This window comes from Roseomonas sp. BN140053, assembly GCF_047690175.1.
GTDB lineage: Bacteria > Pseudomonadota > Alphaproteobacteria > Acetobacterales > Acetobacteraceae > Roseomonas.
On the sequence record NZ_JBLLEB010000016.1, the window covers coordinates 1 to 11,810 of the forward strand.

An 11,810-nucleotide genomic window follows, 5' to 3' on the forward strand; every position below is an offset into this window, starting at 1 on the left:
TCGGGCAGCAGCACGAGGTAGGGTGCGACCAGACCCCATTCCTCATCGGATACGTCGGACGGATAAGCCTTGCGGGTCATCCCGCAAATCTGGACCTCCCCTCAGTCCACAACAGCCTCTAGGCCGCCCCTGGAGGCGCGCGGGGGTTGGAGCGGCATCGCCGCGGTCCTACCCTCGGGCCCGTGCCGGCCTGCTTCCCGGCGCGCCCGCCGCAACAGGGATGCCCCGCCGATGAATGTCCAGACCCGCCCCGCCCCCGCTGCCGGCGAGCCGTTCCTGGCCGCCGCGCGCGACATCCTCGGCGAACGCCTTTCCACCGCGGCCGCCGTGCGGGAGCAGCATTCGCACGGCGAGGACGCCACCACCCCCGTGCTGCCGGACGCCGTGGCCTTTCCCGCCAGCACGGAGGAGGTGTCGCAGCTGCTGGCGCTGTGCCACCGCTTCGACGTGCCGGTGACGCCCTTCGGCGCCGGCACCTCCCTGGAGGGCCACGTCACCCCCGTGCGCGGCGGGTTGAGCCTGGACCTGTCGCGCATGGACCGCGTGCTGGAGGTCAGCCAGGAGGACATGGACTGCCTGATCGAGCCGGGGGTGACGCGCCACGCGCTGAACGACCACCTGCGCGCCGACGGGCTGTTCTTCCCGGTCGACCCCGGCAGCCACTGCACCATCGGCGGCATGTGCGCGACGCGGGCGTCCGGCACCAACGCCGTGCGCTACGGCACCATCCGGGAAAACGTCCTCGGGCTGGAGGTGGTGCTGGCCGACGGGCGGGTGATCCACACCGGCGGGCGCGTGCGCAAATCGGCCAGCGGCTACGACCTGACGCGGCTGATCATCGGCTCGGAAGGCACGCTGGGCGTGATCACCAAGATCCGCCTGCGCCTGCACGGCATCCCCGAGGCGACCTCCGCCGCCGTGTGCCAGTTCGAAACGCTGCGCGGCGCGGTGGAGAGCGTGATCGCGGTGATGCAGGCCGGCATCCCCGTGGCGCGGATCGAGCTGCTGGACGAGGTGCAGATGGGCGCCTGCATCCGCTACTCGAAGCTGGAAGGCTTCGAGCCGCGCCCGACCCTGTTCCTGGAATTCCACGGCTCGCCCGCCGGGGTGCAGGAGCAGGCCGAGGCGGTGGAGGAGATCGCCACGGTGGGCGGCGGCATGGGCTTCACCTGGGCCGCGGATGCCGAAACCCGCAACCGGCTGTGGAAGGCGCGGCACGACGCCTACTGGGCCGCGACCTCCCTGCGTCCGGGCAGCCGCGGCGTCACCACCGATGTTTGCGTGCCGATCTCCCGCCTCGCGGAGGCCCTGCTGGGGGCCAAGGAGGACATCCAGGCTTCCGGCCTGACGGCGCCCATCGTCGGCCATGTCGGCGACGGCAACTTCCATTGCGCCATCCTGACCGACCCCAACGACCCGGCCGAGATCGAGCGGGTCTGGGCGTTGGACCGCAAGATCGTGGCGCGCGGCCTGGCGCTGGGCGGCACCTGCTCGGGCGAGCACGGCGTCGGCCTGGGCAAGCGCGAGTTCCTGGAACAGGAGCACGGCGCCGAGGCGCTGGCGGTGATGCGCTCGATCAAGACGGCCCTGGACCCCAAGGGGCTGATGAACCCGGGCAAGATGTTCCGGAACTGACCGGCCCGGCAGCCATGCCCGGCTGGGGGTGGCGCCGGCGGCGCCGCACCGGCATGACGCAGCGCGCCTGATCGCCAGCGCCGTTCGCGTCGGGGGGGAGAGAACACAGCGTGTCGCAGGCTTCAGCCGGCCGCGGGCCGGGAACGCGGGAAGCGTCGGCTGCCTTCGTGCTGCCGCTGGTGGTGCTGGCGCTGGGGCACATGCTGTCCAACGCGCTGCGCACCCTGCCCGCCATCTCGGCGGATGTGCTGCAGCGGGACCTGGCCGTCGGGCCAGAGGCCTTGTCGGGCCTGACCAGCGCCTATCACCTGACCTTCGCGATCGCCCAGGTGCCGGTGGGCGTGGCGCTGGACCGGTTCGGGGTGCGGCCCGTGGCGCTGGGGCTGGTGGCCACCGTCACCGTCGGCTCCGTGGTGGCGGCGCTCTGCGGCGGGCCGCTGGGCTACCTGCTGGCCCAGGTGGTGCTGGGGATGGGTTCGGCGGGGATGCTGATCACCCCGATGACGCTCTCGGCCAAGCTGCTCACCCCGGCGCAATTCGGGCTGTGGACCGGGTTGATCCAGGCGATGGGCAACACCGGCATGCTGCTCAGCGCCTCGCCGCTCGCGTGGCTGGTGGAGCATTCCGGCTGGCGCGCCGGCTACTGGGTGGCCGCCGCCTTCGGGGCCGCCGTGCTGGTGCTGGTGGCGGCCCTGGTGCACGACCGCCCGTCCCCGGCTTCGGGCCGCAGCATGGGGGCCGATGCGCGGGAGGTGATGCGGCTGCTGTTTTCCCGCCGGCTGCGGGGGCTGGTGGTGATCGCCTTCGCTTCCTTTGCCGCGGTGATCGGCGTGCGGGGCCTGTGGGGCGGGCCCTGGCTGATGGAGATCAAGGGCCTGACCCGGATCGAGGCCGGCAACGTGCTGTTGGCCGGCACGGTGGCGCTGATCCTCGGCCCCCTGCTCAGCGGCATCCTGGACCGCCGGGTCGGGCATCGCCGGGCCCTGCTGGCCGGGGGCCACTTTCTCGCGGCCGGCTGCCTGCTGCTGCTGGTGGCCGGCGGGCCGGGCGGGCCGTTCGGGGCGCTGCCCACGCTGTGGGATGCCGGCGTGCTGTTCCTGTTCGGGCTGTGCATCGGCGTGCAGCCGCTGACCTTCGCCCTGACGCGCGCGGCCGTGCCGCCGGAGCAGACCGGCAAGGCGCTGGCGGCGGTGAACCTGTCCTTCTTCCTGGGCACGGCGGTGCTGCAATCCGCCTCCGGCCCGGTCGCGGCGGCGATGGGCATCAGTGGCGGACTCGTGTTCTTCGCCGCGGCGCTGGCGGTCTGCACGGCGGCCTTCCTGCTGCTGCGCGGCTGAGTCCGGTCCACATTTTTCCAGGGGCCGGCACAGGACACCGGCCCGCGCGGGTCCTGCGCGGATGGTAACCTGCCGGCGCGGGAAACGGGGCGGGGTGCGGCGGCGGCGGCGCGGTCATGCGCTGCCTGCGAACAGCATTCGCGAAAGCCTGCCCCGGGACGGCGCGGCGCGGCGCTTTGCACACAGTTGCGCAAAAAACACAATCCTTGACCGGCTGCCACGGCAGCCCCATCCCTTCGTCTCACCCTTCTGCGGCCTGCTGGCCGGCTGACGGGAACATCTTTGTGCTCATCGCGGTCCGCTGCTGTCCGACCTGCCGGGATGGTTGGTGGCCGCAGTCCATGAATCCGGCAGCGCCGCTCCGCGCGGCCGCCGGGCTCCGCCTGGAGGGGCGAGATCATGTTGCAGCGCCTCGCACTCGCCCCCCTGGGGTTGATGCTCCTTGCCGTGCCGGCCCTGGCCCAGTTCGGGCCGCAGGGCCCGCCGGCGGTGGGCGTCATCCAGGCCGCGCGCCGTCCGGTGACGGAAAGCACCGAATTCGTCGGCCGTGTCGAAGCGCCCGAGCGGGTGGATCTCCGCGCCCGCGTCACCGGCTTCCTGCAGGAGCGCCTGTTCCGCGAGGGCCAGGAGGTCAAGCGCGGCGACCCGCTGTTCCGCCTGGAACGCGCGCCCTTCGAGGCGGAGCTGGCCCGGACCCAGGCCACCGTCGCCTCCGCCGAGGCGGAGCTGGCCAATGCCCGGGTCTCGCTCAGCCGTGCGCAGGAATTGTCGCGCACCGGCGCCGGCACGCGCGTCACCCTGGACAACGCCGTGGCGCAGGAACGCACTGCCAGCGCCCAGCTGCTGGGCGCACAGGCCGCCCTGCGGGTGAGCCAGATCAACCTCGGCTATACCGAGATCGCCTCCCCCATCAACGGCAAGATCGGGCGTACCAACTTCACCGTGGGCAACGTGGTAGGGCCGGATGTCGGCACCCTCGCCACCATCGTGTCCGTGGACCCCGTGCGGATTTCCTTTCCCGTGAGCCAGCGGCAGGTGCTGGAACTGCGCGACCGCTACGAGAACCGCGGCGGGGTGAACGCCGTGCGGGTGCGGGTACGCCTGTCCAACGGGCAGCCCTTTGCCCAGTCCGGCCGGGTCGAGTTCATCGACAACCAGGTGGACCGCAACACCGACACGCTGCTGATCCGTGCCCTGATGCCCAACCCCGTGCGTGCCGGCCAGGATGACCGCGAGCTGGTGGACGGCCAGTTCGTCAACGTCTTCGTGGAGGGCATCGAGCCCGTGCAGGCCATCACCCTGCCGCGCGCGGCGGTGCTGCAGGACCAGCAGGGCTCCTACGTGTTCATCGTGGATGCCGAGAAGAAGGCGCAGCGGCGCAACATCCGCCTCGGCCGCACCATCGGCGACCAGTCCGTGGTGGAACAGGGCATCGAGCCCGGCTACACCGTGATCACCGAGGGCATCCAGCGCGTCCGCCCGGGCCAGGAGGTCAATGCCGCCCCGGCCGCGGCGCCCGCCGCGCCGCAGCCCGGCGGCCAGGGCGCCGCCCCCGCACCCGCGCAGGGTGGCACCGCCGCCCCCGCGCAGCGGAGCGGCACGCCCGGGGCCGCACCGGCCGAGGGGCGCTCCACCTCCGGCCAGGTGCCCGGCGCGCCGCAGGACGCGGGAGGCCAGACTCCCGCCGCGCCCACCGTTCGTCCGAACCCCGCGCCGCAGGGTACGAGCAGCGGCGGCCGGGGCTGATCCTCGATGATTTCCTCGGTTTTCGTTGATCGCCCAAGGCTGGCGATCGTCATCGCGATCGTCATCACCATTGCCGGCGCGATCTCGCTGCTGCGCATCCCCGTGGCGCAGTTCCCCGACATCGTGCCGCCGCAGGTGTCGGTGGCGACGCGCTATCCCGGTGCCAACGCTTCCGTGATCGAGAGCACGGTGGGACAGGCGCTGGAAGCCCAGATCAACGGCGTGGAAGGCATGATCTACATGCAGTCCAAGAGCGCCAATGACGGGTCCTACAACCTCAACGTCTCGTTCCAGCTCGGCACGGACGGCGACATCGCGGCGGTGAACGTCAACAACCGCGTGCAGGCCGCCCTGGCCCGCCTGCCGTCGGAGGTGCAGCGCAACGGCGTCACCGTGCGCAAGCAGTCCTCCGCCGTGCTGCTCTTCGGCACGCTCTATGCCGAGAACAACGCGCAGGACCCGCTGTTCCTGAGCAACTACTTCACCATCAACATGCAGGACCAGCTGGCCCGCGTCCCCGGCGTCGGCCAGGTGAACGTGTTCGGCGCGCGCGACTATTCCATGCGCGTGTGGTTCGAGGTGGACCGCCTCACCAGCCTGAACCTGACGCCCACGGACGTGGTGCAGGCGATCCAGGCGCAGAACATCCAGGCCGCCGTGGGCCGCCTGGGCGGCCAGCCCGCACCGGACGAGCAGCAGTTCCAGATCAACCTGGAAACCCAGGGCCGCCTGACCAGCCCGGAGGAATTCGGCAACATCATCGTGCGCGCCAACTCCGACGGCTCCGTGCTGCGGGTGCGCGACGTGGCGCGGGTGGAGCTCGGTGCCACCAGCGTGGACACGGAGAACCGCTTCAACGGCCAGCCGGCCATCGCCTTCGCGGTGTACCTGTCGCCCGGCGCCAACGCGGTGAACGTGTCGGTGGCCGTGCGCAACGCCCTGACGGAGCTGGAAAGCCGCTTTCCGCCGGGGGTGAAGACCAACGTCTTCTACGACAGCACCGACTTCGTGAACGACACCATCCACGAGGTCATCAAGACGCTGATCGAGGCCTTCGTGCTGGTGGTGGTGGTGGTGTTCCTGTTCCTGGGCTCCTGGCGCGCCACCATCGTGCCCACCATTGCCGTGCCGGTCAGCCTGATCGGCGCCTTCATCGTGCTGCTGCTGCTGGGCTATTCCGCCAACACCGTGTCGCTGCTGGCCATGGTGCTGGCCATCGGCATCGTGGTGGACGACGCCATCGTGGTGGTGGAGAACGTCGAGCGCGTCATGGAGGAGGAGCCGCACCTTTCCCCCGGCGACGCCACCAAGAAGGCGATGGCGCAGATCACCGCGCCGATCATCGCCATCACCCTGGTGCTGCTCTCGGTGTTCGTGCCGATCGCCTTTATCCCCGGCCTGTCCGGTGAGCTGTTCCGGCAGTTCGCGGTGACGATCTCCGCCGCCATGGTGATCTCGGCGGTCAACGCGCTGTCGCTCTCGCCGGCCCTCTGCGCCCTGCTGCTGCGGCCGCATCCGGACGCGGCGCATGGCGGGCAGCGGCGCGGCATCATGGGCCGGGTGCTGCGCGGGATCGACTGGACGCGGGACCGCTATGCCGGCGCCGTGGCGCGGCTGGTGCGCGTTTCCATCGTCTCGATCCTGGTGGTCGGGGCAACCGGTTTCGGCATCTGGCAGCTGAGCCTGCGCACGCCCACGGGCTTCCTGCCGCAGGAGGACCAGGGCGCCTTCTTTATCCAGGCGCAGCTGCCCCCCGCCGCCAGCATCGCCCGCACCCGCGAGGTGACGCGCCAGATCGAGGAGCTGGTGCGCACCAACCCGGCCGTGCAGGGCACGCTGGGCATCGTCGGCTTCTCGCTGATCGACGGCGGCGCGCAGTCCAACTCCGCCTTCGTGGTGGTGCGGATGAAGCCCTTCGAGGAGCGGACCGGCGCCATGGACACGGCGCAGGCCGCCATCGGCCGGGTGTTCGGGCAGGTGCAGGGCATCCGCACCGCCAATGCCTTCGCCTTCAACGTGCCGCCGATCATCGGCCTCGGCACCGGCGGCGGCTTCGAGTACATCCTGCAGGACTACGAGGGCCGTTCGCCCAACGACCTGAACGGCGCGATGCAGGGGCTGATCGTACCGGCCAACCAGGACCCGCGGCTGACGGCGGTGTTCTCCACCTTCACCGCCAACCAGCCCTCGCTGTACCTGGATGTGGACCGCGACAAGGCGCAGGCGCTGGGCGTGCCGATCTCCAGCATCTTCACCGCGCTGCAGACCACCATGGGCGGACTCTACGTCAACGACTTCAACCTGTTCGGCCGCGTGTGGCAGGTGAACCTGCAGGCCGAATTCGCCGACCGCAACGACCTCGACGACCTGTGGCGCATCCATGTCCGCAGCAGCCACGGCGACATGGTGCCGCTGCGGGCCATGGCCGATGCGCGCGTGGTGCTGGGGCCGCAGACCATCACGCGCTACAACAACTACCGCGCCATCTCGATCAACGGCTCGCCGCGTCCCGGGATCTCCTCGGGCGAGGCGCTGGCGGCGATGGAGCAGATCTCGCGCAACGTGCTGCCCTCGGGCTACGGCTTCGAATGGACCGGCACGGCCTACCAGGAGAAGCTGGCCTCCGGGCAGACCGGCACCATCCTGGCGCTGGCGATCCTGTTCGCCTTCCTGTTCCTGGTGGCGCTGTACGAGAGCTGGACCATTCCGGTGCCCGTGCTGCTCTCGGTCACGGTGGCCATCGCCGGGGCCTTCCTGGGGGTGATGTTCAACGGGCTGAGCCTGGACATCTACGCCCAGATCGGACTGGTGGTGCTGATCGCGCTGGCGGCCAAGAACGGCATCCTGATCGTGGAATTCGCGAAGGATGCGCGGGAGCGCGGCATGCCGATCCGCGACGCCGCCATCGAGGGCTCGCGGCTGCGGTTCCGCGCGGTGATGATGACCTCGATCGCCTTCGTGCTCGGGCTGGTGCCGCTGATCACGGCCACGGGTGCCGCGGCGGCGTCGCGGCGCGCGGTGGGCACGCCGGTGTTCTACGGCATGCTGGCGGCCTCGCTGCTGGGCATCTTCGTGATCCCGATGCTCTACGTGACCTTCCAGACCGTCCGGGAATGGGTGAAGCGCAAGCTGGGCTACACCGAGCAGGGCCCGAAGCCGGCGGCGCCCGCCGCCTGACGCCTCGCCGCGGGATGCACCCCGCGGCGATCCCCGCGTCCCGGAACCCTGCCGGGGCCCGGCGGGGTGCCGGGGGGGGCCTGCACCGGGGAACCGGCGCGGGACCGGGTGCCGCACTGCCCCCCTTCCCGTCCCCCCCCGATCTGCCGGATGATGCCCGGCGAACCAGGAGGAACCAGAGATGGCGAAGTTCGGTCTGAGCCAGCCGCTGCGGCGCATCGAGGACCCCCGACTGCTGAAGGGCGAGGGCCGCTACACGGACGACCTCGATCCGGCCGGTGCCGCGATCGGCTTCGTGCTGCGCAGCCCGCACGCCCATGCCACCATCGGCACGATCGACACGGCCGCCGCGGCGGCGATGCCGGGCGTGCTGGCGATCTACACGGCCGCCGATCTGGATGCGGACGGGATCGGCGCCATCCCCTGCGTCGCCATGGTGAAGAACCGCGACGGGTCCGAGGCGCACCAGGCGCTGCGTGGCCTGTTGGCCAAGGGGCAGGTCCGCCACGTCGGCGACCCCGTGGCCTTCATCGTGGCCGACACGCTGGACGCGGCCAAGGACGCTGCGGAGGCGATCAGCGTCGACTATGATATCCTGCCGGCCTGCACCGACCTCGCCACCGCGATCGATGCCGGCCAGCCGCGCGTCTGGGACGAGATCCCCGACAACACCTGCTTCGACTGGGAAGCGGGCGACCAGAACAAGGCCGACGCTCTGTTCGCCAAGGCTGCGCATGTCACCACCCTGACCGTGGTGAACAACCGCGTCGTGGTGGCCAGCATGGAAGGCCGCGCGGCCCTGGCCTCCTTCGACGCGGCCAACAGCAAGTTCACGCTGCATGCCGGGACGCAGGGTTCCTGGCACATCAAGAACATGCTGGCCAACCACGTGTTCAAGCTGGCGCCCGAGCAGTTCCGCGTGGTGACCAACGATGTCGGCGGCGGCTTCGGCATGAAGCTGTTCTGCTACGTCGAGTACGCGCTGGTCTGCTACGCCGCGCGCAAGCTCGGCCGCGCGGTGAAGTGGACGGCGGAGCGCACGGAAGGCTTCCTGTCGGACAGCCACGGCCGCGACAACATCACCACCGGCGAGCTAGCGCTGGACAAGGACGGCAAGTTCCTGGCGCTGCGCACGCGCAACCTGGCGAACATGGGCGCCTACCTGTCCAACTTCGCGCCCTTCATCCCCACCGGCGCCGGCACCAAGGTGCTGGCCAGCGTCTACGACTTCCAGGCGATCTACGCCCACGTCATCGGCGTGCTGACCAACACCACCCCGGTGGACGCCTACCGCGGCGCCGGGCGGCCCGAGAGCAACTACCTCGTGGAGCGGCTGATCGACGCCGCGGCGCGCGAGCTGGGCATGGACCGGGTCGAGCTGCGCCGGCGCAATATGGTTCCGCCCAGCGCCATGCCCTACACCTCGGCGATCGGGCAGCACTATGATTCCGGCAATTTCGGCCAGGTGCTGGACGAGGCGATGCGCCGTATGGACTGGCCGGGGTTCCCGGCGCGGCAGGCGGCCTCCGAGCGGCAGGGCAAGCGCCGCGGCATCGGCATGGCCTATTACCTGGAAGCCACGGGCGGTGCGCCGAGCGAGCGTGCCGAGGTCCGCTTCGCCGCCGACGGCATGGTGGAGGTGCTGGTCGGCACCCAGTCCACCGGCCAGGGGCACGAGACCGCCTACGCCATGCTGACCGCCAACGAGCTGGGCATCCCCGTCAGCCGCATCCGCGTGCTGCAGGGTGACTCGGACGAGATCCCGACGGGTGGCGGCACGGGGGGCGCGCGGTCGCTCTACTCGGAAGGCACGGCGCTGCTGGCCACCACGGCGACGGTGCTGGAGAAAGGCAAGCAGGCCGCCGGCGAGGCGCTGGAAGCCGCGGCCGCCGATATCGAGTTCGAGGCTGGACGCTTCGCCATCGCCGGAACCGACCGCGGCATCGGCATCCTGGAGCTGGCGCAGCGGCAGCGTGAAGCCCGTGCCCGCGGCGAGGATGCCACGCTGCTGGACGCGGCGGAGGTGGCGGCGGTGCCCTTCGGCACCTTTCCCAACGGCTGCCACGTGGCCGAGGTCGAGGTGGACCCCGACACCGGGCTGGTGGAGATCAAGCGCTACCTCGTGGTCGACGATGTCGGCCACGCGCTGAACCCGCTGATCGTGCGCGGCCAGGTGCATGGCGGCGTGGCGCAAGGCGTCGGGCAGGCGATCCACGAGCGGACGATCTACGACCCGGAGAACGGGCAGCTGCTCTCGGCCTCCTTCATGGACTACGCCCTGCCGCGGGCGGAGGACCTGCCGTCGATCGAGGTCGAGCTGCTGTCGGTGCCCTGCGAGACCAATCCGCTCGGGGTGAAGGGCGCCGGCGAGGCCGGGGCGGTCGGTTCGCCGCCGGCGGTGATGAACGCCCTGGTGGACGCGCTGGCACCGGCCGGCGTGACGCACCTGGACATGCCCGCCACGCCCGAGATCGTGTGGAAGGCGATCGAGGACGCCAAGCTGGCGGCCTGAGCGGTTCCGGGATGCGCGGTCCGGCCGGGCCGGATCGCGCTTCCCGGACCGGCGGCGTCAGCGCCGCGCGGCGCCGTCGCGGAAGGTGACGTCGGCCACCGAGCAGAGGTCGACGTCGCGCCGTTCCTCGCTCTGCCCGCCCTCCCAGACCACGCGGATGTCGTAGCGGCAGGGGCCGACGTGGAAGCGCACGGGGAAGCGGCCGCCCGGCGGCACCGTGGCGTCGCCCAGCTGGTCGGCTCCCCAGTCCTCCTGCGAGGTGGGGGTGGCGTAGAGTTCCTGCAGCACCCGCGTGCCGGCATTCACGAGGTTGAAGGACGGGTTGCCCGTGGTGGCTTGGGAGCCGCCGGACGCGCCCGGCTTGCCGCCACTGGCCGACCCGCCCTGCCCGGCGCCGAACACCACGTCCGTGGTGTTGCAGGTGTTCACGGCCCGGCGTTCCTCTGCCCGGCTGTCCTGGAACACCACGCGGATATCCGTTTGGCAGCCGGAGCTGGCAGGCAGCCGGACGGGGAAGCTGCGCCCGTTGGGCAGCACGTCGGCACCCAGGCGGTCGCGGCCCCAGCTCTGGTCACGGGCGGAACTGGCGTAGATTTCCCGGATCGTCTGGCCGGACCGGTTCACCAGGTTGAAGGACGGGTCGTCCTGCGCCGCGGCAGGACGCGCCAGGGCGGGCGCCGCGAGGAGCAGCAGCCCGAACAGCAGGCGGCGCATCATGGGAAGGCCACCCGCGACAGGCGGCAGGTGTCCACGCCGCGGCGGTCCTGCGTCCGGCCATCGGCATAGACCACGCGCAGGTCGTAGAGGCATTCGCCCAGCGGCAGGCGCACGGGGTAGCTGCGTCCGGGGGGCACGATCTCGCTGCCCAGCAGGTCGCCGCCCCAGTCCGGGCGCGAGGCGGGGGAGGCGTAGATTTCCCGGATCGGCTGGCGGGCGCGGTTGAGCAGGTTGAAGGATGGGTTGCCCGCCGGCTCGGCGTAGGCGGGCTGGCCGCCCTTGCCGCTGGTGGCCGGCACCCCGCCGGCGGTGCCGAACACGACCTCCCGCAGGCGGCAGGTGTCCAGGCCGCGTCGGTCCTCGACCTCGCCGCCGGCGGTGACGACGCGCAGGTCGAAGACGCAATCGCCGCTGTTCTGGATCCTCACCCGGTGGGAACGGCCGGGCGGGATTACCTCGCTGCCCAGCCGGTCGTAGCCCCAGTTCGGCACGCGCGAGGGCGTCGCGTAGACCTCGATGATCGGCCGCCCCGTGCGGTTCACGAGGTCGAAGGACGGGTCCTGCGCCCGTGCCTGGCCCGACCAGGCGGTGGCCAGCGCCAGGAACAGCGCTGGAAAGAGAGAGCGGCGGCGCATCGTCGGCGGAACCTCCTGGGACGGCGACGAGGGTTCATAACCCCGCGCCTG

Annotated in this window: 8 protein-coding genes; 5 read left to right on the top strand and 3 right to left on the bottom strand. The window is 71.2% G+C overall.

The window, feature by feature from the left end; translation table 11 throughout:
* Positions 1–80, bottom strand: an 80-nt coding sequence (locus ACLIBK_RS15170) for a transposase (RefSeq protein WP_415388209.1), incomplete at its 3' end; no start/stop codon positions are given.
* A 151-nt stretch (positions 81–231) separates the two neighbouring features.
* Between ACLIBK_RS15170 and ACLIBK_RS15175 the strand changes: the two genes are divergently transcribed.
* From ACLIBK_RS15175 to ACLIBK_RS15195, 5 genes are all read left to right on the top strand, one after another.
* Positions 232–1,635 carry an FAD-binding oxidoreductase gene (locus ACLIBK_RS15175; RefSeq protein WP_415388118.1) on the top strand — a complete coding sequence of 468 codons (1,404 nt, stop codon included), beginning with the start codon at positions 232–234 and terminating at the stop codon, positions 1,633–1,635.
* Between the two features lie 110 nt (positions 1,636–1,745).
* Positions 1,746–2,972: an MFS transporter gene (locus ACLIBK_RS15180; protein ID WP_415388119.1), complete on the top strand. Its 1,227-nt coding sequence runs from the start codon at positions 1,746–1,748 to the stop codon at positions 2,970–2,972.
* 399 nt (positions 2,973–3,371) lie between these two features.
* Positions 3,372–4,718: an efflux RND transporter periplasmic adaptor subunit gene (locus ACLIBK_RS15185; RefSeq protein ID WP_415388120.1), complete on the top strand. Its 1,347-nt coding sequence runs from the start codon at positions 3,372–3,374 to the stop codon at positions 4,716–4,718.
* 6 nt (positions 4,719–4,724) lie between these two features.
* Positions 4,725–7,895, top strand: a complete 3,171-nt coding sequence (locus ACLIBK_RS15190; RefSeq protein ID WP_415388121.1) for an efflux RND transporter permease subunit — start codon at positions 4,725–4,727, stop codon at positions 7,893–7,895.
* A 181-nt stretch (positions 7,896–8,076) separates the two neighbouring features.
* A complete protein-coding gene (locus ACLIBK_RS15195) occupies positions 8,077–10,407 on the top strand; it encodes a xanthine dehydrogenase family protein molybdopterin-binding subunit (RefSeq protein ID WP_415388122.1) in 2,331 nt (776 codons plus the stop codon).
* Between the two features lie 57 nt (positions 10,408–10,464).
* On the opposite strand, the gene ACLIBK_RS15200 is transcribed toward ACLIBK_RS15195, so the two are convergent.
* Positions 10,465–11,124, bottom strand: a complete 660-nt coding sequence (locus ACLIBK_RS15200) for a hypothetical protein (RefSeq protein ID WP_415388123.1) — start codon at positions 11,122–11,124, stop codon at positions 10,465–10,467.
* Positions 11,121–11,759, bottom strand: a complete 639-nt coding sequence (locus tag ACLIBK_RS15205) for a hypothetical protein (protein ID WP_415388124.1) — start codon at positions 11,757–11,759, stop codon at positions 11,121–11,123. Before ACLIBK_RS15205 ends, ACLIBK_RS15200 begins: the two co-directional genes overlap by 4 nt.
* Positions 11,760–11,810 lie beyond the last annotated feature (51 nt).

Coding starts and splice junctions, on each gene's coding strand:
- ACLIBK_RS15175 (WP_415388118.1), top strand. CDS start 232: ATGAATGTCCAGACCCGCCCCGCCCCCGCTGCCGGCGAGCCGTTCCTG.
- ACLIBK_RS15185 (WP_415388120.1), top strand. CDS start 3,372: ATGTTGCAGCGCCTCGCACTCGCCCCCCTGGGGTTGATGCTCCTTGCC.
- ACLIBK_RS15190 (WP_415388121.1), top strand. CDS start 4,725: ATGATTTCCTCGGTTTTCGTTGATCGCCCAAGGCTGGCGATCGTCATC.
- ACLIBK_RS15195 (WP_415388122.1), top strand. CDS start 8,077: ATGGCGAAGTTCGGTCTGAGCCAGCCGCTGCGGCGCATCGAGGACCCC.
- ACLIBK_RS15200 (WP_415388123.1), bottom strand. CDS start 11,124: ATGATGCGCCGCCTGCTGTTCGGGCTGCTGCTCCTCGCGGCGCCCGCC.
- ACLIBK_RS15205 (WP_415388124.1), bottom strand. CDS start 11,759: ATGCGCCGCCGCTCTCTCTTTCCAGCGCTGTTCCTGGCGCTGGCCACC.